This is a genomic window from Arthrobacter humicola (genome assembly GCF_039531445.1).
Classification (GTDB): Bacteria; Actinomycetota; Actinomycetes; order Actinomycetales; family Micrococcaceae; genus Arthrobacter; species Arthrobacter humicola.
The window spans coordinates 16,362-39,789 of sequence record NZ_BAAAQB010000042.1; the positions used below are offsets into that span (position 1 = coordinate 16,362).

Genomic DNA, 23,428 nt, shown 5'->3' on the forward strand with positions numbered 1-23,428 from the left:
CCTCATCAGGGGGCAACCCCCATGGCTGTCCGGGGCGCCCGCCCAGCAGGGCAGGCGTCCTGGACCGCTGGCTAGGCCGAGGCCTGTGCTCCCACGGTCGGCTTGGGCAGGTAGACCTTGCCGCCCGCTGCCAGGAATTCGTTGCTCTTCTCCCGCATCCCGGCGGCCATCTGCGCCAGTGCCGCCTGCGAATCGGCGGAACCATATTCGTCCCGGATGTCCTGGCTGATCCGCATGGAGCAGAACTTGGGCCCGCACATCGAGCAGAAGTGCGCCGTCTTGGCCGGCTCCGCGGGGAGCGTCTCATCGTGGAAGGCCTCGGCGGTCACCGGATCCAGGGACAGCGCGAACTGGTCCCGCCAGCGGAACTCAAACCGCGCCTTGGACAGGGCATCGTCGCGTTCGTGCGCTCCGGGGTGGCCCTTGGCGAGGTCGGCGGCGTGGGCGGCGATCTTGTACGTGATCACTCCGGTCTTCACATCGTCCTTGTTCGGCAGCCCCAGGTGTTCCTTGGGCGTCACGTAGCAGAGCATCGCGGTGCCATAACGGGCAATCTCCGTGGCGCCGATCGCCGAGGTGATGTGGTCATAGCCCGGTGCGATGTCCGTAACCAGGGGCCCCAGCGTGTAGAACGGGGCACCCTTGCAGAGCTCCTGCTGGCGCTCCACATTTTCCCGGACGAGATGGAATGGCACGTGTCCCGGGCCCTCCACCATGACCTGCACATCGAACTCCCAGGCCCGCTGGGTGAGTTCGGCCAGCGTGTCGAGTTCGGCGAACTGCGCGGCGTCGTTGGCGTCCGCCGTCGCGCCGGGCCGCAACCCGTCGCCGAGGGAGAACGCGACGTCGTACTGGGCGAAGATTTCGCAGAGCTCGTCGAAGTGGGTGTAAAGGAAGTTCTCCTGATGGTGCGCCAGGCACCAGCCGGCCATGATGGAACCGCCGCGGGACACGATCCCGGTGACCCGGTTGGCCGTCAGGGGGACGTAGCGCAGCAGCACCCCGGCATGGATGGTCATGTAGTCCACACCCTGCTCGCACTGTTCGATCACGGTGTCCCGGAAGATCTCCCAGGTCAGGGCGTTGGCCTCGCCGTTGACCTTCTCCAGCGCCTGGTAGATCGGGACCGTTCCGATCGGGACGGGGGAGTTGCGGATGATCCATTCGCGCGTGGTGTGGATATCGTCCCCGGTGGAGAGGTCCATCACCGTATCCGCACCCCACTGGGTGGCCCACTGAAGTTTGTCCACCTCCTCGGCGATGGAGCTGGTCACCGCGGAATTGCCGATGTTGGCGTTGATTTTCACCAGGAACCCCTTGCCGATGATCATCGGCTCGGACTCCGGGTGGTTGATGTTGCTGGGAATAATGGCCCGGCCCGCTGCCACCTCGCTGCGGACCAGCTCCACATCGCAGTTCTCGCGCAGCGCAACGAACCGCATCTCCGGTGTCACGATGCCCTGCCGCGCGTAATGCATCTGGGTGACCGTCCGGCCCTCGACGGCGCGGCGGGGCTCTGGCGGGGCGCCCCGCCATTCCGCGGAGGCGGCACCGCGGCGCACCGCGGACCTGCCGTCGTCGAGCAGGTTGCGTTCCCGGCCGCGGTACGGCTCCGTGTCACCCCGCCCGGCGATCCAGCCGCTGCGGAACGGGGCCAGCCCCACCACCGGATCGCTGCCCGGCCCGGCCGTGCGGTAGACCCGGAATGGAGGGTTCTCGACGCCGCCCGGCGAGGGTTCCAGCGCGATCGCGGTCACCGGGACGCGGATGCCGTGCTCCGGGTCCGTCGTGAAGGCCAGCGAGTGGGACTTCAATGACTGCGTCGCGGCAGCCTCAGAGTCGGCAGGCAGGTTTTGGCCGGACTGGTTTTGGATAGGGCTGTGCTGTGCAATTTGCGTATTCACGGAAAATACTCACTTCCTTCGCCGGCATTACCCGGACAGGTTCAACGGTCGCAGGCCGCGTCAGCCCGATCTCAGCCCCTGCAGGGGCACCCGTGTGGTCGTAGATGAAGCTACCACGCGCCGCCGGACGGCTGTCCAGTGTGACGCGGCCGACGCAGCGACATGGGGACTACCCTTGATGCCATGACCGGCATCATCGAATTCAGCGGCCCCGTCCTTGCCGGGCCGGACACGGTACGCCACGGCCTCTGGTCCGTCGACGGCCGGCTCACGTTCCACCGGCCCGCCGCCGCGCCGGAGCGCGTGCTGGATGGCTGGGTCATTCCCGGGCTGGTGGACGCACACTGCCACATCGGCCTCGGCCCGGGCGGAGACGTTGCCGAGGACACCGCGGAGACCCAGGCCTTCACGGACCGCGACGCCGGGACGCTCCTGGTCCGCGATGCCGGCGCCGTCCACGACACCCGTTGGCTCCAGCAGCGCACGGACCTTCCGCGGATCATCCGCGCCGGCCGGCACATCGCCCGCACCCGGCGCTACCTGCGCGGCTTCGCCGTCGAGGTGGAACCGGACGGCCTGGTCGAGGCCGTGCGGAAGCAGGCCCGTGCCGGCGACGGCTGGGTCAAGCTCGTGGGGGACTGGATCGACCGCGACGCCGGCGACCTCGCCGCCAGTTTTCCCGCCGGAAGCCTCAAGGACGCCGTCCAGGCCGCGCACGATGAAGGGGCCCGCGTCACCGCCCACTGCTTCGCCGAGGACACCCTGGATGACATGCTCGACGCCGGGATCGACTGCATCGAGCACGGCACCGGGCTGCTGCCGCGGCACCTGCCGCGCTTCGTGGAGCAGGGCGTGCCGATCGTCCCCACCCTGATCAACATCGCCACATTCCCGGACATCGCCGCCCAGGCGGAGGCCAAGTTCCCCCGCTACGCCGCGCACATGCGCTCGCTGTGGGAGCGGCGGGCGGAGCGGATTCTGGAAGCCCACGAGGCCGGGGTTGCCATCTATGCCGGCACCGATGCCGGCAGCGTGATCAGGCACGGCCGGATCGTGGACGAGATCCGGGCCCTGCACGCCGCCGGGCTGCCCGCCGCGGCTGCCCTCGGCGCTGCCAGCTGGTCCGCGCGGACCTGGCTCGGCGCGGACGGCATCACCGAAGGGGCCAGCGCCGACGTACTGGTGTGCGCGAAGGACCCCCGGCAGGACCTCGGGACCCTGGCCGGACTGAAGCACATTGTCCTGCGGGGTCGGCCCACCCGTTAGGAATAAATTGAAGCTTCAAGTAATTTAATACTATGCAAGGTCACCGAAAGCCCGGTGGCCACCGAACCCCCGGAGAGTTTCAATGACCGCAGAAGCCAGCACCCAGGATCTCCTTCCTGCCGCACTCACCATGGGCACCGTGATGCTCAAGGTTGGCGACATGAAGCTCATGACCGACTACTACCAGCGCGCCCTCGGCCTGGACATCGTGGCTGAACAGGACGGCGGACTCTACCTTGGCCGCCGGCAGAAGCCCCTGGTCCACCTGGCGCCCGCCCCGGGCTTGAATCTGCCCTCCCGCGGCGAAGCCGGGCTCTTCCACACCGCCCTCCTCTTCGAGGACCAACACTCCCTGGCGGCCACCGTTGCCAGCGCGGCCCAGTACGAGCCCCAGTCCTTCACCGGCAGCGCGGACCACCTCGTCAGCGAGGCCTTCTACTTCAACGACCCCGAAGGCAACGGCATCGAGCTGTACTGGGACCGGCCGCGGCAGGACTGGTCCTGGGAAGGCAAGAACGTCGTCATGGACAGCCTGGCCCTGCCGCCGCAGCGCTACTTGCAGCAGCACCTGACCGAAGAGTCCCTGAGCGGCCAGCGCGAGGCGGCCGCCGGCGTCGGGCACGTGCACCTGCAGGTTGGCGACGTCCACACTGCGCATGAGTTCTATGTCGGCACCCTGGGCTTCGAAAAGACCGCGGGCTGGCATGGCCAGGCCCTGTTCGTCTCGGCCGGCGGCTACCACCACCACATGGCCATGAACGTCTGGAACAGCCGCGGCGCCGGCCCCCGACGCGACACCCTGGGCCTGGGCGAGGTGCTCATCGAAGTGCCCTCGGGTGACGACGTCGGTTCCCTGGCTGACCGCCTCAAGGTGGCCGGCGTCGACTCGCACCACACCGGCGCCGAACTGCGCTTCGAGGACCCGTGGCGCAACCGCATCCGCGTCGCCGTGCGCTAAGGGAGTGCTTTTCGGTGAACATGTCCAGCGTTCACAGCTCCCCGCCGGACATGCACGCTGTTCGCTGACAGGGCCGCTGGACATGTCCATCGGTCGCGGCCGGGAATGGACATAGCGGCCATATGTCCATTGCCCGCGGTCAGGGGAGGGCATGTCCACGGGCGGGGCCAGATGACGCGCAGTCCGGCACGGTCAACGAGGGCAACGAGGGCACGGTCACCGAGGGCATGTCCAGCGGCCGGGGCGCGGCTGCGCTGAAGCGATTAGGCTGAAGCGACGCCAAAAACAGCGGCCAAGCGCCGCCAGACATCTAAGGACCAGCTGCATGGGATTTACTGAAATCTTTGTGTCCACCCACGACGCCGCCCTCAAACGCGCCGGCGCGCTCGAAGCGGGCGGCGCGGCCGCCCCGGACGCCGTGCGCATCCCGGACATCAGCGACTTCGAGGTCGAACGGCTCGGCGACCTCGCCGGAGTAGCCGTGCACGCCCCGGGCGCGGACTACGAACTGGCGATGGTGGACGTGGCCAGCGACTCCCTGCTCGGCGTACCCTCCGCCATGGTCCGAACGCTCGCGGAACTGCTCAGCTACGAAACCGAGGGGGAGGGCGACGTCCTCGAGGACGTTGCGGCCAACTGGGCCGCCGAGGAGGACATGCCCTTCGGTGCGGACCAGGCCCGGGCATATGTGCGCCGGATCGCCGAACTGGCCGCCGGAATCGACCCCGCCACCAAGTCCGGACTCTATGTCTGGACGTCCTGACCGGACGGCCAGGCCGTGTCAAGTCGAAATCCTGCCGGTCATCTGGCACAATGAACAGGTACTCGATCTGCGTGGCCCCTCTCTCCGCGTCCGGATCTTGTCCTTTAGAACCCCCTAGTACGGCCCGCCCCACGGGTGCAGAACGCCGGGCTCGACCCCGTTTCAGAAACAGGAGTGACCACAAAAGTGGCCGTAAAGATTCGCCTTAAGCGCTTCGGTAAGATGCGCGCACCGTACTACCGCATCGTCGTCATGGACGCACGCTCCAAGCGTGATGGCCGTGCCATCGAAGAGATCGGCAAGTACCACCCGACCGAAGAGCCCTCGTACATCGAGGTCGACACGGACCGTGCCCAGTACTGGCTCGGCGTCGGCGCACAGCCGTCCGAGCAGGTTGCGGCGATCCTCAAGATCACCGGTGATTGGCAGAAGTTCAAGGGTCTCCCGGGCCAGGAGGGAACCTTGAAGACGAAGGCTCCCAAGGCTGCCTTCGTTACGCCGGAAAAGGGTTCCGTGATCATCCCGGAAGCCATCACCAAGAAGGCCAAGAAGGACGAAGCTGCCGAGGCTCCCGCCGACGCCGCCGAAGCAGAGACCACCGAGGCTGAGTAAATTGCTGGCAGAAGCGCTCGAACACCTGGTCCGCGGGATTGTTGACAGCCCCGAGGACGTCAAGGTCAGTGCGAAGAACAACCGCCGCGGGGAAACCCTCGAGGTGCGCGTTCATCAGGACGACCTCGGACGGGTGATCGGCCGGCAGGGCCGGACCGCACGCGCACTGCGCACTGTGGTTGCGGCGCTGGCGGACGGCGAGCCGGTCAGGGTCGACGTCGTCGACACGGACCGCCGCCGCTAACGCGTTCAGCATTACTTGTCTTTAGCCCGGCCCCTTCACCAGATAATGGTGGAGGGGCCGGACTGTTTTCCGCGCCAAGCAACCCCGACCCACCCCGAACAGAGGAACAGATGCAGCTCCAGGTCGCACGAATCGGCAAACCCCACGGCATCCGCGGCGAAGTGACCGTCCAGGTGCTCACCGATGCGCCCGGCGACCGCTTTGTCCCCGGTACGCAGTTCATCGTGGAACCCGCGTCCTCTGGGCCGCTGACGGTGTTCAGCGCCCGCTGGAACAAAGACATCCTGCTGCTGGCCTTCGACGAGATCGAGACCCGCAACCAGGCCGAGACCCTGCGCGGGGCCAAGCTGTTCATCGAAACCGAGGACATCGGCGCCGACGACGACGATGAAGGCTGGTACGAGCACGAGCTCGTGGGCCTGGACGTCCGGGTGGGCGGCAGCGTGGTGGGCAAGGTCTCCGGACTGCACACGATGCCCGTCCAGGACCTGCTGGTGGTCACCACGGCCGAGGGTCAGGAAGTCCTGGTCCCGTTTGTCGAGCAGATCGTGCCGGAGGTCAACGTGGGGGACAAGTACGTGGTGGTCACCCCGCCGCCCGGACTCTTCGAGGTCAACGCGGACGAGTCCGCTGAGGAGCCGGCCGTCGGGAGCCAGTCGGTTGGAGACCGCGGCACCGAGGCCGGGAGCAACGCGTAGATGAGAATCGACGTCGTCAGCATCTTCCCGGAGTATCTGGCCCCGCTTGAGCTTTCCCTGATCGGCAAGGCCCGTCAGGACGGCCTGCTGGACCTGCGGGTCCATGACCTGCGGGACTTCACGACCGACCGGCACCGCACGGTCGACGACACGCCCTATGGCGGTGGCGCCGGGATGGTCATGAAGCCCGAGCCTTGGGCGCAGGCCCTCACCGCCGTCGCGGCCGAGGGGTCCGGGGACGCTGCGGGTGCAGGGGATTCCGGGGATGCCCGCAAGCCGGTGCTGATCGTCCCCTCGCCGGCGGGCGAGAGGTTCACGCAGGCCACCGCGCATCAGCTCGCCGAGGAGGACCAGCTGGTCTTCGCCTGCGGCCGGTACGAGGGCATCGACGAACGCGTCCTGGAATGGGCGGCCGACCACTTCACGGTGCGTCCCATGAGCCTGGGGGACTACGTCCTCAACGGCGGCGAGGTCGCCGTCCTGGCCATGGTTGAAGCCATCGGGCGGCTGCTGCCCGGCGTCGTCGGCAACCCCGAATCGCTCGTCGAAGAATCCCACTCGGACGGGCTGCTCGAATACCCCGTCTACACGAAGCCCTCCAGCTGGCGGGACCGTGACGTCCCGGCGGTGCTGCTGAGCGGCAACCACGGCAAGATCGCCCAGTGGCGCCGGCACGAACAGTACCGGCGCACTGCCGAACGGCGCCCGGATCTGCTGGCCGGGTTCGACGCCGGTACGCTGCCCCGCGCGGACCGCACCGCGTTCGCCGACCTGGGGTACGACGTCGTCGACGGGCGCCTCGTGCCGCGCCCCGGCGCCTGAACTGTCGGGATTGGGCTAACCCGCACCAAATGTGGCAAAATTAGTCCTTGTGCCTGCTGGGTTGCGAACCTGCCACAGGGGGAGCGCTACCAACAGCCCGGCACCACGGTCCCGTCTATTCCTGACAGGGCCGGATTGACAAACTTTCGGCGGACAATTCCGGGCGGCAAATGCCCCCTGGCTTGGCCGCCGTAACCCAACGTGAGTGACCTGTGGCGTTCACCAGGAGTGGATCAATGCATATCCTCGATTCCGTAGACGCAGCCTCGCTGCGCACCGATGTTCCCGAGTTCCGCGCGGGTGACACCATCAAGGTTCACGTGAACATCATCGAAGGCAAGAACTCCCGCGTCCAGGTCTTCCAGGGCTTCGTCCTGGGCCGCCAGGGCGACGGCGTCCGCGAAACCTTCACCGTCCGCAAGGTCTCCTTCGGCGTCGGCGTGGAGCGTACCTTCCCGGTGCACTCCCCGATCATCGACAAGATCGAGCTCGTCTCCAAGGGTGACGTGCGCCGCGCCAAGCTTTACTACATGCGTAACCTGCGTGGTAAGGCCGCGAAGATCAAGGAAAAGCGCGACTTCCAGACCGCCAAGTAAGTCCTCCCGGACTTCCACGCAGTCTTCCGCCGCGGGTCCACGGACCGTGCCCGGCGTGCCGCCGGAGCTATCCGCAACAGCGCACTTTAGTTCACGACAGCGCCAAGGGATACGGAACATGGAACAGCCAAAACGCCAGCCCAGGAAACCGGGCTGGCGTTTTGCGTTGCTGGCCCTGGTGCTCGCGGTGGCCATCAGCGCCGTGGTCCGCTCGCTGTGGGTGGATGTCTACTACATCCCGTCCGCGTCCATGGAACCGCTCCTGCTCACCGGTGACCGGATCCTTGTGGAGCGGACCGGCCCTGAGTCCCTGAACCGGGGCGACGTCGTGGTCTTCGACGGGCGCGGCTCCTTCGCCCCGCTGAACAGCGGCAACGGACCCGTGGTGGACGCCCTCGCCGAAGCCGGACGCTGGCTTGGCCTCGCCGGCAGCGACACCACGTACGTCAAGCGTGTGATCGGCCTGCCCGGAGACCGCGTGGTGTGCTGCGACGCCAACGGCCGGCTCACAGTCAACGGCCAGCAAGTTGCGGAACCCTATGTGTACCCGGGGGACACCCCGAGTGAAATGAAGTTCAGTGTTGAGGTGCCGGCCGGGCGGCTGTGGCTCATGGGGGACCACCGTTCCCTCTCTGCCGATTCCCGGAGCCTCCTCGGCGCCCCCGGCGGCGGCATGGTGCCGCGGGAACGCGTCATCGGCCGGCCGGTACAGATCATCTGGCCGCTTGATAGATTTGCAGCAGTAGCGCGGCCCCAACCGGCTGCGACAACGACGACGACGAACGGACAGTAGATGCCCGAGACCGAACCGCGCACTCCTGATCCGCAGGGCCAGGACCTACCCCGGGTGACCTCCTCGGCGATCCCCGACGAGCAGGACACCAGCGGCGGAGCGCCGCGCGCGGACCGGCCTGATTCTGACCGGCCTGGTTCTGACCGGCCTGGTTCTGACCGGCCTGATTCTGACAGTGCCGTCGCTGGCGGGGCTGCCGTGGCTGCCCACGAGGAGCGGCCTGCCGGTCCTGCCCACGCCGGGAAGTCCTCCCGGCGGGCCAAGCGGGCCAGGGCCCGTGAAGGGCGCAGCCCGCTCTTCCTGTGGCTGAAGGAGGTGGCCACTGTGGTCGTCGTGGCGGTCGTGTTGTCCTTCCTGATCAAGACCTTCCTGTTCCGGGCTTTCTACATTCCCTCCGAATCCATGGTCAACACCCTCGACGTGAACGACCGCATCTTCGTCAACCTCCTCGTGCCGCAGCCCATCGCCCTCCAGCGCGGCGACGTCGTGGTGTTCCGGGACAGCCAGGGCTGGCTCGCCCCCGCAGCCCAGAAGACGAAAGGCCCCTTCACCTGGGTGCAGGACGGGCTGACGTTCGTCGGCCTGCTCCCGGACAACTCCGAACAGCACCTGGTCAAGCGCGTCATCGGGCTCCCCGGCGACCACGTGGTCTGCTGCGACGCGGGCGGACAGCTCACCATCAACGGCGCGCCGCTGGATGAGAAGTACATCAATCCCGCCGAGATTCCCCAGGTCCGTGACTTCGACGTCGTCGTGCCGGCCGGCAAGGTCTGGGTCATGGGCGACAACCGCAACCACTCCGCGGACTCACGCGCCCACATGGACACCAACGGCGGATTCGTCAACGAGTCGGACATCGAAGGCCAGGCCGCCGTCATCGCCTGGCCGCTGAACAGGATCTCGGCACTGGACAACTATCCGGGCGTGTTCCGCAGCGTGCCCGCCCCGGCCGGAAAGTAAGCCGCCCGCCATGTCCGACGCCCCCACCCTCGACTACGAACGCCGCTTCCGCCGCTCCGGCGCGCGGCTGCTCGCGGGCATCGATGAGGTCGGCCGCGGTGCCCTCGCCGGCCCCGTCAGTGTGGGGATCGCCGTCGTCGACCTGCAACGGCAGAAGCTCCTGGCCGATGTCCGGGACAGCAAGCTGCTCAAGGTCGCCGACCGTGAGCGGCTGGTGCCGGTGGTCCGGGACTGGAGCGTCGCGTCCGCCGTCGGACACGCGTCCGCGAACGAGATCGACGAGCTCGGTATCATCGGCGCCCTCCGGCTGGCCGGCAACCGCGCCTGGTGCGCTGTCCTCGCCGCCGGCGTCCGGCCCGAGGTCGTCCTGCTCGACGGCAGCCACAACTGGCTCTCGCCCGATCTCCAGCCCTCCCTGTTTGACGAGGCTCCCGCCGACCCCGGCTGCGACGCCCCGGTGCACACGCTCGTGAAAGCCGACATGCAGTGCCTCAGCGTCGCCGCGGCCAGCATCCTTGCCAAGGTGGAACGGGACCGGATGATGAGCGAGCTGCACATCGAATACCCGGGCTACGGCTGGGACGAGAACAAGGGCTACGGTACCGCCGCGCACAAGGAAGCGCTCCGTGCCGCCGGTCCCACGCCGTACCACAGGGTCAGCTGGCAGCTGCTCTAGCGTGCCGCGGCCGCACTCCCGTCCCCATCGCGACGGCCGGCGCGGACCGGACTTGTGGCGCGCGGCCGGCGCCGGATGGTGCAAGATGGAACCATGAGTGCCGAGGACCTTGAAAACTATGAAACCGACATGGAGCTACAGCTCTACCGCGAATACCGCGACGTCGTCGGGCTGTTCAGCTATGTGGTCGAGACCGAGCGGCGTTTCTACCTTGCCAACCACGTAGACCTGCAGGCCCGCAGCGCCGACGGCGAGGTCTACTTCGACCTCACACTGCAGGACGCCTGGGTGTGGGACGTTTACCGCTCCGCCCGGTTCGTCAAGAGCGTCCGCGTCATCACGTTCAAGGACGTCAACGTCGAGGAACTGCCCCGCAGTGAGGAACTGGCCCTGCCCAAGGTCGAGGACCTCGGCAACTGATCCCCGCGGGAACTTTCGCGGCAGCCGCCGCGGCTGCCAGGCCGGTTTCCGCGACTCTTCCGCCACAGACTCTTGCTTCGCGGTCGGGACATCGCGGGTGTTGAGCCCCGAGATCGGATGACGACGGTGCCCCGTCTGTTGTGGTGGGCGACGGGGCACCGAACGGTTAGGACTCGATGGAGCCGTTCATAGCCGACTGGGTGAGTTGGATATCCAGAGCCCGCATGTTTCCAATGGAAGTGCCGGCTGGCGCCTTTTCAACGGCCCAATCCAGTGCGTTTTGGTCCAGCATCCATGAATCGGGTTCGTCAAGGAAAGCTGAAATGTATTGGGCCGCGTTCTTGGCAAATGCTCGCCCTTTCTCGGATCGAGATATGTAGACGCTGTTGGCAATGTACCGACGCCAAGGCGCAAGCATATTGATACCCGACGATGCCGCCAGGACGACGTCGAACCTGGATAGAGCTGTGCCTGCCTGAGATATGGGGGAAGTCGGGTAGAGGTCGACATCCTGAACCCACACATCGGTCCCGAACTTGTCCATAACTTGCCCTGCGACCAGATAACGTGCGCATGCGAAGTATGTGATTGGGTTGCCAACTTCCGCGGGAAGTTGGGAAGATGACCACGAGAGGCTTGGCGGCATCGAGGTTCGATGGCTGAACCCATGAATTGTCCTTGAGAGCTCTTCTGCTTCCCTGATGAAGGCCCGAGCTTCAGCGTCCGAAGCGACGAGGTGGAAGTGAAGATGGAGCTCAGGTTCCGCGCAGGCGTAAAAAAGAATTCGTGCCATGTAGCGGCGGAGAAATTCTATGTTGGCTGAATAGAGGATGGTTCCCGTCGTTGCCTCAGGGATCTCGGCCCCATGCCAAGCGATCGGCACGTTCTTCGCACCTGCAATTGTTTCCGGCAGCCCGTATGTGAAGCTTCCCATGTCAAGGTAGAGGGACTTCACCAGTTGCTGGCCGGACGAGAGAGCGGCTCGAAATTCTCTAAGGGCCGCGGTCCTGCCTTCAAGAACACTCAGAACCTGACCGCGCATCATACGAGATGACGTGCTCGGATTATTGAAGGCCAAGGACGTCTCGAGAAGATCGCGCAAGTCAGCCCTTAGGGAATCAGAGACCGGGCCCTCGGAGGGCGACGTGACGTGGAAAATCTCCCGCTGAGTCGAAGCTCCATGTCGCTCCAGAACCGCGTGCAATTCTTTCATGACAGTCAGGCTGACCATCACATTTCCGGGCACCGAGTCAGAATAGGCGGCCTGTAGCGGGTACAGCTCGCAGAGAAGCGCCAAGCGGCTGTGCGACGGAATGCGATGTATCCGCTGAAGCCTCCGAAGCACATCGTTTACGATGCGCACAAGCCGGCTTTGCCATTCGGAGTCACCAAAACACTCCCAGGTCGTAAGCGTCTCCAGCATTCTTGCAGCCTCTGCGTGTGTCGCAGCCTGAGCGGGTTGGCGCAGCCAGCGCTCAAGTTGCGCGACGTGCTTCAGGGCGTCCACGCGGACGCGGGGAGTTAACGGTTTAGATTCTCCGTCTGGGTAAATCTCGTCCACCCAGGCAACCGTTTGATTCGCCGGACCGGGTAGGGCGTCGTTGGATATTTCGAGCTGGTTGCCGGCTATTACTTTTAGACTCCGGCTTTCCTTTGAAATACGGTCCCTGAGCCGCAGCACATAGCGGTTATGGAGCGAGGGAGCTACGCGAGTTAAATCCACTGTCAGCACATTGCTGCTTTCTGTCGGCCATGAAAAGTTTTTTTGCAATCCTTCAACCCCGCACCGTGACGCAATGCCTCGCTGTACGAGAAATATATTGCGGAGTTACGTTCACGCTCGGCGAAGGTCGAGTGATCGCTTGTCTGCTGCAAGCCTAGGGACAGGCCCGCTGAGCCACAAATTGAGCTTTCAATGGTGAGAGAACCTGCCGGCGCGTGACTCTCGTACCCCGGCGATGCGTCGCTATGGACACGACGTCGGTGGTCGTCACAGCGGCCTTGTCCCGCACCGGCGAGGTCTGCGAGGCCTCTTCGCTGTGTCCGGAGCGACCGGACTTTTCCACATAGCCGCCAGACACCCTGTGCCACCCAGCTGGGGCGCGGCACGCTGGAGGCATGAGAGCCAAGGATGTGCTGGGCCGGCGCGGGGAGGACCTCGCGGCCGGGTATCTTGAATCGCTCGGTATGCGAGTGCTGGAACGTAACTGGCGCTGCCCTGAGGGTGAGATCGACATTGTCGCGCTCGACGGCGACGCCCTGGTCATCGCCGAGGTGAAAACCCGTAAATCGCTCGCGTACGGCCATCCATTCGAGGCAGTCGGCGCGGACAAGTTGGCCCGGCTCCACCGCCTGGCGTCGGCGTGGTGCCATGTCCAGGGGCTGGGCGCGCCGCCCTGCCGCGTGGACGTAATCGCCGTGATTGACGACGGCACCGGCGAGCCCGCCGTCGAACACCTCAAGGGGGTGGGCTAGGTGGGGCTGGGCCGGAGCTATTCGGTCGCCCTGGTGGGCCTCAACGGCTACATCGTGGAGGTCGAGGCAGACATCGGCCAGACGCTGCCGGCGTTCGTGATCCTGGGACTGCCGGACGCCTCGCTCAACGAGGCCAAGGAACGGATCCGCTCCGCCGCCCAGAACTCGGGAATCCCGCTGAGCCGCCGGAAAATTACGGCCAACCTGATTCCGGCGTCCCTGCCCAAGCGCGGCTCGGGCTTCGACCTCGCCATTGCCATGGCCGTCCTGCTGGCGGCGAATGACATCCGGTCCACCGGCCGCACCGTCTTCATCGCCGAGCTCGGCCTGGACGGCCGTTTGCGGCCCGTGCGGGGCATCCTTCCGGCGGTGATGGCCGCGGTGCGGGCCGGCTACCCGGACGTCGTGGTGGCCAGGGCCAACGTGGCCGAGGCCGAACTCGTCCCGGGCGCACGGGTCCGCGGCTACGCCACGCTGGCCAGACTCGCGTTCGACTGCGGCGCGGATCCGCAGGACCTCGCCCTGGACTTCGAGCCCGAGCCCGAGGACGCCGACAGCCCTGATTCCGGCACCGGTCCCGCACTGGCGCCGGACATGTGCGATGTCTCCGGGCAGGCCGCGGCGCGCCGGGCCCTGGAAGTGGCCGCCGCGGGTGCACACCACCTTCTGCTGACGGGGCCGCCCGGTGCCGGGAAGACCATGCTGGCCGAGCGGTTGCCCGGCCTCCTGCCGGACCTGGGCGACACCGAGGCCATGGAGGTGACCGCCATCCACTCCTTGTGCTCGCTGCCCTCGGGATCTGTGCAGCTGCTGCGCCGGCCGCCCTACGAGAACCCGCACCACACCGCGACGGCGGTGGCCATCATCGGCGGCGGGTCAGGGCTGCCGCGCCCCGGGGCAGCGTCCCGCGCGCACCGCGGAGTGCTCTTCCTCGATGAGGCCCCCGAGTACGACCGCGGCGTCCTGGACGCCCTGCGGCAGCCGCTGGAAAGCGGCGAGCTGGTCATCCACCGCTCGGCGGGGGCCGCGGCCTATCCCGCCCGGTTCCAGCTGGTCCTCGCGGCCAACCCCTGTCCCTGCGGCAAGGCCACCGGGAAGGGAATGGACTGCGTCTGCACACCCACCATGCGCCGCCGCTACCAGGCCCGGCTCTCCGGCCCGTTGCTGGACAGGGTGGACATCCAGCTCGAAGTGGAGCGCGTCTCGCTCGCCGGCTTCGGCCAGCCCGCGGCCGAGGAAGGCACTGCGAGCATCGCAGAGCGCGTCCGCGCGGCCCGGGCCCGTCAGCTGGAGCGGCTGCTGCCCTTCGGACTTGAAACGAACGCGCAGGTGCCGGGACGGCTGCTCCGCGGGGCCCTGCGGCTTAGTGCACCCACCACGCGCGTCCTGGACTACGCCCTGGAACGCGGAGTCCTGACAGCCCGCGGCTACGACCGCGTGCTGCGCCTCGCGTGGACGCTGGCGGACCTGTCCCGGCACGACGTCCCGGACACGGACGACGTCGGCCAGGCGCTGGGCCTCCGCCAGGCCGCGACGGCGGCTCCCTGAGCCCGGGCACGACCCAGCATCCCCCCCACGCCACGCGAAAGGAAGCACCATGAGCGACGACGAACGAACCGCCCGGGCCGCACTGTCCCGCCTCTTCGAGCCTCAGGACGCGGCGGCCCTGGCCCTGGTGCAGGCCGCAGGAGCGCAGGACGCGCTGAGGATCGCGTGCGGCCAGCTCGCCGCCGGTCCCGAGCTGGAACGGGAGATCACCGAGATCCTGGAAGAGAGCGGCTCCGGCAGCAGCTGGTCAGGGTTGGCCGGGGCGCTGCAGCGCTGGGCGCCGCGCATCCCCGACCTCGCACCGGAACGGGACCTGGCCACCATGCGCCGGCTCGGCGGACGGATCATCATCCCCTCAGATGAGCTGTGGCCCCGGCAGCTGGCCGACCTCGGACTCCAGGAGCCCGTGTGCCTGTGGTGGCGCGGCGTCGAGCAGGAGCTGCCGCCCGCGGCCAAAGCCATCGCCCTGGTGGGCTCCCGGGACAGCACCAGCTACGGCGCCTCGGTGACAGGTGACCTCGCGTACTCCCTGGCCCAGCGCGGCTTCACCGTCGTCTCCGGCGGCGCCTATGGGATTGATGCCCACGCCCACAGGGCCGCGCTGGCCGGAGGCACGGGCGCCCTGCCCACCATCGCGGTCATGGCCGGGGGCGTGGACCGCTTCTATCCCGCCGGAAACGAGGACCTGCTCCGGGCCGTGGCGGACCACGGCGCAGTCCTGGCCGAAGTCCCGCCCGGATCCGCACCCACCCGCTACCGGTTCCTCCAGCGGAACCGGCTCATTGCGGCCTTGGCCTCCGTCACGGTAGTGGTCGAGGCCAGGTGGCGCTCCGGCGCCCTCAACACGGCCCACCACGCCGAAAGCCTGGGCAGAGCCGTGGGCGCCGTGCCCGGATCCATCCACAGCGCCAACTCCGCCGGCTGCCACCGGCTGCTTCGGGAAGGCGGGGCCGTGTGCGTCACGGACGCGACGGAAATCGCCGAGCTCGCCTCCCCGAGTGGTGAGGCCCTGCCCCCGGACAAGGCCGGCCGGACACAAGTCCATGACGGCCTCACCCTCGAGGACCTGATCCTGCTCGATGCGTTGCCGCTGCGGACCACGAGCTCGGTCGAGAAGCTGGCCGTAGTGGGCGGCTTGAGCGTGGAATCGGTCCGTGCCGGACTTGGCCGGCTCGGGCTGCTGGGGCTGGCCGAATCCCGGCACGGCGGCTGGAAACGCTCCGGGAAAGCGACCTGACATGGCCGCCGACGCCCGCATGCAGCGGCCGGTATGCCGCGGCTCGCCGCCCGGCTCCTGAGAATGCCCCCGGAATACTGCCACAGTAGGAGGGTGTCTACACAGGATCTCCCCGCCGCACTCGACGGCGCCGCCGCACGCTTCGGCCGCTACCTGGAAGCTGAGCGGGGGAGGTCGGCCCATACGGTGCGGGCGTATCTCTCCGACGTCGAAAGCCTGCTGGCCCATGCCGCGACCGAAGGGATCCAGGACCTGGCCGGGCTGGAACTCGGAACCCTGCGGCGCTGGCTTGGTGCCCAGAGTGAGTCCGGCAAATCCCGCGCCACGCTGGCCCGCCGCGCCGCCACCGCCCGGGCGTTCACCGCATGGGCCGTCCGCGAGGAGCTGATCGACGCCGATCCAGCGCTGCGGCTCAAGGCCCCGAAACGGGAGAAGTCCCTGCCCGGCGTCCTGCACCAGCAACAGGTACAGCGGCTCGTGGACGCTGCCGAAGCCGCCTCCGCGGAGGGGGAACCGCTGGCCCTGCGCAACCGCGCCATGCTCGAACTGCTCTACGCCTCGGGCGTCCGGGTCGGGGAGCTGGCCGGGATGGATGTGGATGACCTCGATCCGGACCGCAGGACCCTGCGGGTACTCGGCAAAGGCAATAAGGAACGCACGGTGCCCTACGGGCTTCCGGCGGCGCTCGCCGTAGATGACTGGCTCCGTCGGGGCCGGCCGGCCCTCGCCACCGGGTCCAGCGGCCCGGCGCTCTTCCTGGGCGCGCGCGGCGGCCGGGTGGATCAGCGCCAGGTCCGCAGCGTGGTCAAGGACATGCTGGAAAGGCTGGGGGACACCGCAGCCACCGGCCCGCACGCGCTGCGGCACTCCGCTGCGACGCACCTGCTCGACGGCGGGGCGGACCTGCGCGCCGTGCAGGAAATCCTCGGCCACAGCAGCCTTGCCACCACGCAGATCTACACCCACGTGTCCGTGGAGAGGCTCCGGCAAAGCTACCAGCAGGCGCACCCCCGGGCCTGATCCCCGGCTTCCAGCGCGACGTCCGTGCCCTCCGGTACAGGGGCCGCCGCGTGGAGTGACAGCAGCCACGGCGCCAGCCTCCTCACGGGCCCCTTCATCCGCCCCGCAGCCCTTCGCCGTCAGCCCCGGCGGCCGACCCGTCAGCCCCGGCGGCCGCCCCGTCAGCCCCGTGATCCGCCCCGCCGGGCGCTCCCCTCGCGGTCTCCGGAGACGAATTCGGCGCGCCGAAAAGGACGCGCCGAATCGCACTGGCGTAATTAGGAGGGGTAGGGCAGAATAAAACTCACGCCCGGGAAGTTTCAAGTTGAACTTGAAGCTGGAATGCACCACGTCCCAGCTTCGAACCCGGTTGTATATTAGTAGTCTGGCAGGGACCGCCGGCACAATTTCGGATCCGCGCAACAGACAGACATCCAGGCAGAGGTCGTTGGGGAAGACGTACCTACAGCTATGGAGGATGGAATGTCTGTTGCACTGACCCGCGGTGTGTTGTTCGTTCACTCGGCCCCGACTGCCTTGTGCCCCCACGTCGAGTGGGCCATAGGGTCTGTCGTGGACAAGCGGACGGATCTGGAGTGGACCCCGCAGCCTGCCGCGCCCGGAATGTTCCGGGCCGAGCTGTCGTGGACCGGTACGCCGGGCACGGGGGCTCAATTGGCGTCCGCTCTTCGCGGCTGGGCCCACCTGCGCTATGAAGTGACCGAAGAGCCGAGCCAGGGCGTCGACGGCGGACGCTGGTCACACACCCCGGAACTGGGGATCTTCCACGCCACCACCGACGTCCACGGCAACATCATGGTCTCCGAGGACCGCATCCGGTACGCCTACGAATCCGGTGCCGGCGACCCTTCGGCCGTCTACCACGAGCTCTCGCTCGCCCTGGGTGAGGCCTGGGACGAGGAACTCGAGCCGTTTCGCCACGCCGCCGAAGGCGCCCCCGTGCGCTGGCTCCACCAGGTCGGTTAGGGCCCGCCCGGCCCAGCACCAGGCGCACCACCGCAGCACTTCCATAGCTAGGCGCCAAACACAGATGGCGGCAATGTCCACGAGGAACATTGCCGCCATCTGTCATTCGGGCCAGCCGTCATTCAGCCGGGGCCGTGCGGCAACTACACGCTGCGTACCGCGATCACGGCGTTGTGTCCGCCGAAGCCGAACGAGTTGCTCAGCGCCGCAATGCTGCCGGCGGGCAGGTCGCGGGCCGTCGTGACGACGTCGAGCGGGATTTCCGGATCCTGGTTCTCGAGGTTGATGGTCACCGGCGCCTTGCGGTCGTACACGGCCATGACGGTCAGCACGGCCTCCACCGCACCGGAGGCGCCTAGCAGGTGCCCCATCTGCGACTTGGTGGCCGAGACCGCCACGCTGTCCACGTGCTTGCCCAGGGCGGCCTTGAGCGCCGTGTACTCGGGCTTGTCGCCGACCGGGGTGGAGGTGGCGTGCGCGTTGACGTGCACCACGTCTTCGGGCTGGATGCGGCCGTCGAACATGGCAGCCTTCAGCGCGCGGGTCGCGCCGAGGCCCTCGGGGTCCGGGGCGGTGATGTGGTAGGCGTCGGCGGTGACCGAGGTACCGGCGAGTTCGGCGTAGATCCGGGCGCCGCGGGCCAGGGCGTGTTCCTCGGCTTCGAGCACGAGGGCACCGGCGCCTTCGCCCATGACGAAGCCGTCACGGTCGCGGTCGTAGGGGCGCGAGGCGTGCTCGGGATCGTCGTTGCGGCGCGAGAGGGCCTGCATGGAGGCGAACGCGGCGATCGGCATCGGGTGGATCGCGGCCTCGGCGCCGCCACAGACGACGACGTCGGCCTTGCCGGAGCGGATCAGGTCCAGGCCCATGTGGACGGCCTCGGTGCCGGATGCGCAGGCGGAGACGGGGGTGTGGGCGCCGGCACGGGCGCCCAGGTCGAGGCTGACCGCGGCGGCGGGGCCGTTGGGCATCAGCATCGGAACGGTCATGGGCAGGACGCGGCGGGGGCCCTTTTCGCGCAGGGTGTCCCAGGCATCCAGGAGGGTCCAGACGCCGCCGATGCCGGTGGCGAAGGCCACGGCGAGGCGGTCGTGGTCGATCTCGGTGATCCCGGAGTCGGCCCAGGCCTCGCGGGAGGCAACCACGGCGAACTGCGTCGAGGGGTCCATGCGCTTGGCTTCGACACGGCTCAGGACCTCAAGGGCCGGGGTGGAGGCGCGTGCGGCGAAGTGAACGGGCAGTTCGTACTTTGCCACCCAGTCGTCCTCAAGCGTGTGCGCGCCGGAGACGCCCTTGAGCGCGTTCTTCCACATCGTGGGGACATCGCCGCCGATGGGTGTGGTGGCACCCAGCCCGGTAATGACTACTTTGCGTGCCATGGGATCACTCTCTGTCGGTGCGCCTGCCGTGTCCGGAACCGTGAAGGGGATGGCCGGGGCCTGCGTGGGGAAATCACTGGGGTCGTGCACTTGATGGTGGTGCTGGCGGTCCGGTCCGGGCGCTGCTGGAACGCCCGGACCGGCCACCGGGTCCGCCGTTGCCGGCGGAAAGCCAGACTTAGGCCTGGGCGTTGGCGATGAAGCTCACGGCGTCGCCGACGGTCTTGAGGTTCTTGACCTCTTCGTCGGGGATGCGGACGCCGAACTTCTCTTCGGCGTTGACCACGATGGTCATCATGGAGATGGAGTCGATGTCCAGGTCTTCGGTGAAGGACTTGTCCAGTTCGACAGCCTCCGGGGCCAGGCCGGTCTCTTCGTTGACGATTTCAGCCAGGCCGGCCAGGATCTCTTCGTTGTTAGCCATTGATGGCTCCTTTTCTAGTTGTTGCCCTAGGCTGCCGGTGAAATGCCGGCCGTCGGGGGCGGAAATGATTCAAACCGAGGGATTCGGCTTGGTGCGGGAAATGCGTGCTGTGCAGAGCTTGGGGGCAGATAGTGAACCTCATGCTCTGCAATGGTGAAACAGGTGAAACGTATTCAGTTCGGGAAGGCGGCGGCTACCTTCGGAAGCACTATCACCTGGGCGCCGAAGACCAGTCCGGCTCCGAAACCGATCTGCAGCGCCAGCCCGCCGCTGAGCTCGGGGTTTTCCTCAAGCAGGCGGTGGGTGGCAAGGGGGATGGACGCCGCGGAAGTGTTGCCGGCGTCGGCGATGTCGCGGGCGATCTTGACGGTCTCGGGCAGCTTCAGCTTCTTGGCCATCTCGTCGATGATTCGCATGTTGGCCTGGTGCGGGATGAAGGCGGCGAGGTCCTCAGCCGTGACGCCGGCAGCGTCCAGGGCCTGCTGGGCCACCTTGGCCATCTCCCACACGGCCCAGCGGAAGACGGTCTGGCCGTCCTGGCGCAGGGTGGGCCAGAGGGAGGCGTCCGTCACGGCGGCTTCCTCGGCGCTGACAGCGGCGCCGCGCTTGCCGGTCAGGGCTAGCTCGCGGATATCCAGCATGGAGTGGGTCATGCCGATGGCGTCCCACTTGCTGCCGTCCGAACCCCAGACCGACGGGCCGATGCCCGGCGTGTCGGACGGGCCGATCACGACGGCGCCCGCGCCGTCGCCGAGCAGGAAGGAGATGGTCCGTTCCGTGTTGTCGATGACGTCGGAAAGCTTCTCGGCACCGACCACCAGGACGTAGGTGGCCGCTCCGGAGCGCACCAGGGCGTCGCCCTGGGCGATGCCGTAGCAGTAGCCGGCGCAGGCCGCGGAGATGTCGAAGGCCGGGGCCGGCGTCGCGCCGAGGCGGTCGGCCAGGCTCGCGGCCGCGGACGGGGTCGCGTAGGGGTGCGTGACCGTGGAGACGATCACGGCGCCGAGCTGGGAAGCCTCGATGCCGGCCTTCTGCAAGGCCTCACGGGCGGCGCCTTCAGCCATGTCGATCACGCTGACATCGGCGGGCGCGCGGTGCCGGGTGATGATGCCGGTGCGCTGGCGGATCCATTCATCCGAGGAATCGATCCACTGGCACACGTCCTCGTTGGTCACGATGACGCTGGGCCGGTAGGCGCCGATACCCATGATGCGGGTGTTTTCCTGCACGGGCGCCTGCTTCAGAGTGGGAACGCTCATGCCCCTCCCTCCAGTTCTGCAAATAGGGCCAGGGCCGCGGAAAGATCGTCCGGGGTCTTGACGGTAACGGTCTTGACGCCCGGCATGCCGCGCTTGGCGAGGCCGGCGAGTGTTCCGGCGGGAGCCAGTTCAATCAGGCCGGTCACGCCGCGCTGCACCATCGTCTCCATGCAGAGGTCCCAGCGGACCGGGCGGGAGACCTGGGCAATCAGGCTGTCGACGGCGGCGCCGCCGTCGGTGACTTCCGCGCCGTCGAAGTTGGACAGCAGCGGCACTTGGGGGTTCCGCGGGTGCAGCGACGGGCGCAGTGCCTGCAGGGCGGCGCCGGCCGGGGCCATGTGCGAGGTGTGGAACGCGCCCGCAACCTTCAGCGGAATGACCCGGGCCTTGGCCGGCGGGTTCCCGGCCAGGGCCTTGAGCTGCTCCAGCGTTCCGGCGGCCACGGTCTGGCCTGCGCCGTTGACGTTGGCCGCGGTGGCGCCGGAGGCCTCAATGGCCGCCAGGACGTCGGCCGGGTCGCCGCCCACGACGGCGCTCATGCCGGTCGGGGTGGCGGCAGCGGCGGCGGCCATGCTGTTGGCCCGTTCGCGGACAAACGTCATGGCTTCGGTTTCCGTCAGGACACCGGCCAGCGAGGCCGCGGTGATTTCGCCGACGGAGTGGCCGGCCAGGATGACCGGAAGCGTGCTGAGTTCGACGTCGAACAGTGACTTTGCGGCCACCAGGCCCGCGGCGACGATCAGGGGCTGCGCGACGGCAGTGTCCTTGATGGTTTCCTCATCGGAGGTGGTGCCGTGAGCGGTGAGGTCGATGCCTGCTATTTCGCTGAGGGAGGCCAGGAGGCCTGCGACGGGTGGTAATTCCAGCCAGGGGGCCAGAAAACCAGGGGTCTGGGAGCCCTGTCCAGGGCAGACGATTGCAAGCACGTAACCAGCTTTCCAAATTACCGCGTGAACATTCGTGTTTTCATGCACCAAGCTCACTGGGTCAGTTTGTAGGAAGTCTACAACGATTCAGGACCCGTTGCGGGGAGGCTGCCGCTCCGCGGGGGCCTTCGGCGGCGTCGAAAGCCGGCCCACCACGAGGGCGGTCTGGAGCACGAACGCCTCCCGCGGCAGGAGCGGGTCCCAGCCCGTGACGTCGCACACGCGCTTGAGCCGGTAACGCACCGTGTTGGCATGGACGAAGAGTTCCCGGGCCGTGGCCTCCAGCGAATGGCCGAGCTCGAGGTACGTTCCCAGGGTCTCCACAAGCCCGTTGGAGGCGGCCAGCAAGGGCCGGTAGATGTTCTTGACCAGCGAGCGGCGGGCGGCGTCGTCGCCGGAGATCACGCGCTCGGGGAGCAGGTCGTCGGCTGCCACCGGACGCGGCGCGGAGGGCCACGCCCGGGCCGCGGTGAGGCCGGCGAAGGCTGACTGGGCCGAACCGCTGGCCTCGAGGAGGGAGCCCGCCTCGGGGCCGTACACCACCGGGCCGGGGGCGAAGAGTTCGCTGAGCTTTAGGTACGCGGTCTCCCGGTCCTGGAGTCCGCCCAGGATGAGGATGAGGCGGTCGCCCTGGATCCCCACGAGTGCGTCCTCGGCGAAGCGCCCCGCGGTGCGGCGCAGTTCGCTGACGTAGCTGGCGCTCGGCTCCGACGGCGAATTCCCCACCATGACCGTGAACCGTTCCTGCGCCTTCCAGCCCAGGGCCGCGATCCGGGACCGCAGCGCGTCCGTGTTTTCGCCGCGCAGGATGGCATCGACAATCAGGGCTTCCAACCGGGTATCCCAGGATCCGCGGGATTCCGCGGCGCGGGCGTAGACGTCGGCGGCGGCGAAGGCGACCTCTCGCGAGTACCGCAGCACGGCCTCGCGCAGCGCGCCCTGGTCCGCTTCCGGGGCGATGACCGGGACCTGGTCCTCGACGACTTCCACGACGATCCGGATGAGCTGGAGCGCCTTTTGTAGGCTGATGGAGCGGGTCAGTTCGGTGGGGGCGGTCCCGAAGACGTCGGACAGGATCCACGACGGCGAACTCGGCCGTTCGTACCAGGTCACGAACGCCGCGATGCCGTTCTGGGCCACCATGCCCAAGGCGGAGCGTTCGTCCGAGTTCAGCCGGCTGTACCACGGCAGGGACTTTTCCAGCTGGCGAAGTGTCGTCGTCGACAACTGGCCCACGCTCGCCCGAAGCTTCTTGAGGGTCTCAGCCTTCTCCGGAGTCATCGCCCGCGAGGTCGGCTTGCGTTTTTCGGGAGTGGTGATCGGCTCTGCCATGCATCGAGCATACGGGGCGCGCCGTCCAAGCTCCATTTGTGAGAAGGCTACAACTGCCGTTGTCCTGCATCACACCGGCCCGCGCCGGGATCGCGGTGAGGCCCGCCCCCGGAGAGACGGGGGGCCACCCCGGTTAAACGCCGACGGCGG

At 67.7% G+C, this 23,428-nt stretch carries 24 protein-coding genes and 1 riboswitch; of the genes, 17 read left to right on the forward strand and 7 right to left on the reverse strand.

Going from position 1 to position 23,428, the window contains the following annotated elements:
* Positions 1 to 71 precede the first annotated feature (71 nt).
* Entirely contained in the window at positions 72 to 1,904 is a 1,833-nt protein-coding gene (gene thiC, locus ABD243_RS19760) for a phosphomethylpyrimidine synthase ThiC (RefSeq protein ID WP_344368115.1), read from the reverse strand.
* A riboswitch (TPP riboswitch) is annotated at positions 1,901 to 2,008 on the reverse strand. (Overlaps the previous gene by 4 nt.)
* Positions 2,009 to 2,087: 79 nt before the next feature.
* On the opposite strand from thiC, the gene ABD243_RS19765 reads away from it, so the two are divergent.
* From ABD243_RS19765 to ABD243_RS19820, 12 genes are all read left to right on the forward strand, one after another.
* Entirely contained in the window at positions 2,088 to 3,170 is a 1,083-nt protein-coding gene (locus tag ABD243_RS19765; protein ID WP_344368116.1) for an amidohydrolase family protein, read from the forward strand.
* A gap of 82 nt (positions 3,171 to 3,252) precedes the next feature.
* Positions 3,253 to 4,128 (forward strand): VOC family protein, encoded by an 876-nt coding sequence (locus ABD243_RS19770; RefSeq protein WP_116766607.1) that lies wholly within the window; start codon positions 3,253 to 3,255, stop codon positions 4,126 to 4,128.
* Between the two features lie 325 nt (positions 4,129 to 4,453).
* Positions 4,454 to 4,891: a hypothetical protein gene (locus ABD243_RS19775; RefSeq protein WP_344368117.1), complete on the forward strand. Its 438-nt coding sequence runs from the start codon at positions 4,454 to 4,456 to the stop codon at positions 4,889 to 4,891.
* A gap of 186 nt (positions 4,892 to 5,077) precedes the next feature.
* Positions 5,078 to 5,503 (forward strand): 30S ribosomal protein S16, encoded by a 426-nt coding sequence (gene rpsP, locus ABD243_RS19780; protein WP_091256308.1) that lies wholly within the window; start codon positions 5,078 to 5,080, stop codon positions 5,501 to 5,503.
* Position 5,504: 1 nt separating this feature from the next.
* Positions 5,505 to 5,747 (forward strand): RNA-binding protein, encoded by a 243-nt coding sequence (locus ABD243_RS19785; protein WP_018773450.1) that lies wholly within the window; start codon positions 5,505 to 5,507, stop codon positions 5,745 to 5,747.
* A gap of 110 nt (positions 5,748 to 5,857) precedes the next feature.
* Complete coding sequence (rimM, locus tag ABD243_RS19790; protein WP_344368118.1) at positions 5,858 to 6,445, forward strand: ribosome maturation factor RimM; 588 nt, start codon at positions 5,858 to 5,860, stop codon at positions 6,443 to 6,445.
* Entirely contained in the window at positions 6,446 to 7,267 is an 822-nt protein-coding gene (gene trmD, locus ABD243_RS19795) for a tRNA (guanosine(37)-N1)-methyltransferase TrmD (protein ID WP_344368119.1), read from the forward strand. It begins immediately after the preceding gene.
* A gap of 236 nt (positions 7,268 to 7,503) precedes the next feature.
* Entirely contained in the window at positions 7,504 to 7,863 is a 360-nt protein-coding gene (gene rplS / locus ABD243_RS19800) for a 50S ribosomal protein L19 (protein WP_091256284.1), read from the forward strand.
* A gap of 118 nt (positions 7,864 to 7,981) precedes the next feature.
* On the forward strand, positions 7,982 to 8,656 hold the full coding sequence (gene lepB / locus ABD243_RS19805; protein ID WP_344368120.1) for a signal peptidase I: 675 nt from the start codon (positions 7,982 to 7,984) through the stop codon (positions 8,654 to 8,656).
* A gap of 198 nt (positions 8,657 to 8,854) precedes the next feature.
* On the forward strand, positions 8,855 to 9,616 hold the full coding sequence (gene lepB, locus ABD243_RS19810) for a signal peptidase I (RefSeq protein ID WP_344368121.1): 762 nt from the start codon (positions 8,855 to 8,857) through the stop codon (positions 9,614 to 9,616).
* Between the two features lie 10 nt (positions 9,617 to 9,626).
* Positions 9,627 to 10,292 (forward strand): ribonuclease HII, encoded by a 666-nt coding sequence (locus ABD243_RS19815; RefSeq protein ID WP_344368122.1) that lies wholly within the window; start codon positions 9,627 to 9,629, stop codon positions 10,290 to 10,292.
* A gap of 93 nt (positions 10,293 to 10,385) precedes the next feature.
* Entirely contained in the window at positions 10,386 to 10,712 is a 327-nt protein-coding gene (locus ABD243_RS19820) for a DUF2469 domain-containing protein (RefSeq protein ID WP_018773443.1), read from the forward strand.
* Between the two features lie 166 nt (positions 10,713 to 10,878).
* Here the strand turns inward: ABD243_RS19820 and ABD243_RS19825 are convergent, their stop codons facing one another.
* Entirely contained in the window at positions 10,879 to 12,483 is a 1,605-nt protein-coding gene (locus ABD243_RS19825) for a hypothetical protein (protein ID WP_344368123.1), read from the reverse strand.
* A 347-nt stretch (positions 12,484 to 12,830) separates the two neighbouring features.
* Here ABD243_RS19825 and ABD243_RS19830 point away from each other — a divergent pair, with 347 nt between their 5' ends.
* The 5 genes from ABD243_RS19830 to ABD243_RS19850 all read left to right on the forward strand — a co-directional run bounded on the left by ABD243_RS19830 (position 12,831) and on the right by ABD243_RS19850 (position 17,958).
* A complete protein-coding gene (locus tag ABD243_RS19830; protein WP_344368124.1) occupies positions 12,831 to 13,187 on the forward strand; it encodes a YraN family protein in 357 nt (118 codons plus the stop codon).
* Positions 13,188 to 14,735 carry a YifB family Mg chelatase-like AAA ATPase gene (locus ABD243_RS19835; protein WP_344368125.1) on the forward strand — a complete coding sequence of 516 codons (1,548 nt, stop codon included), beginning with the start codon at positions 13,188 to 13,190 and terminating at the stop codon, positions 14,733 to 14,735. It begins immediately after the preceding gene.
* Positions 14,736 to 14,784: 49 nt separating this feature from the next.
* Positions 14,785 to 15,972, forward strand: coding sequence for a DNA-processing protein DprA (gene dprA / locus ABD243_RS19840; RefSeq protein WP_344368126.1), 1,188 nt, complete (start codon positions 14,785 to 14,787; stop codon positions 15,970 to 15,972).
* A gap of 63 nt (positions 15,973 to 16,035) precedes the next feature.
* On the forward strand, positions 16,036 to 16,992 hold the full coding sequence (locus tag ABD243_RS19845) for a tyrosine recombinase XerC (protein ID WP_425547259.1): 957 nt from the start codon (positions 16,036 to 16,038) through the stop codon (positions 16,990 to 16,992).
* A 462-nt stretch (positions 16,993 to 17,454) separates the two neighbouring features.
* Positions 17,455 to 17,958, forward strand: a complete 504-nt coding sequence (locus tag ABD243_RS19850) for a DUF3145 domain-containing protein (RefSeq protein ID WP_091256295.1) — start codon at positions 17,455 to 17,457, stop codon at positions 17,956 to 17,958.
* Between the two features lie 143 nt (positions 17,959 to 18,101).
* Here the strand turns inward: ABD243_RS19850 and fabF are convergent, their stop codons facing one another.
* The 5 genes from fabF to ABD243_RS19875 form a co-directional block, all read right to left on the reverse strand.
* Entirely contained in the window at positions 18,102 to 19,337 is a 1,236-nt protein-coding gene (gene fabF / locus ABD243_RS19855) for a beta-ketoacyl-ACP synthase II (RefSeq protein WP_116766638.1), read from the reverse strand.
* Between the two features lie 178 nt (positions 19,338 to 19,515).
* On the reverse strand, positions 19,516 to 19,761 hold the full coding sequence (locus ABD243_RS19860; protein ID WP_091256299.1) for an acyl carrier protein: 246 nt from the start codon (positions 19,759 to 19,761) through the stop codon (positions 19,516 to 19,518).
* A gap of 173 nt (positions 19,762 to 19,934) precedes the next feature.
* Positions 19,935 to 21,020 carry a beta-ketoacyl-ACP synthase III gene (locus ABD243_RS19865; protein ID WP_344368128.1) on the reverse strand — a complete coding sequence of 362 codons (1,086 nt, stop codon included), beginning with the start codon at positions 21,018 to 21,020 and terminating at the stop codon, positions 19,935 to 19,937.
* On the reverse strand, positions 21,017 to 21,946 hold the full coding sequence (locus ABD243_RS19870) for an ACP S-malonyltransferase (protein WP_344368129.1): 930 nt from the start codon (positions 21,944 to 21,946) through the stop codon (positions 21,017 to 21,019). Before ABD243_RS19870 ends, ABD243_RS19865 begins: the two co-directional genes overlap by 4 nt.
* 87 nt (positions 21,947 to 22,033) lie before the next feature.
* On the reverse strand, positions 22,034 to 23,278 hold the full coding sequence (locus tag ABD243_RS19875) for a PucR family transcriptional regulator (RefSeq protein WP_116766620.1): 1,245 nt from the start codon (positions 23,276 to 23,278) through the stop codon (positions 22,034 to 22,036).
* Positions 23,279 to 23,428: the final 150 nt, after the last annotated feature.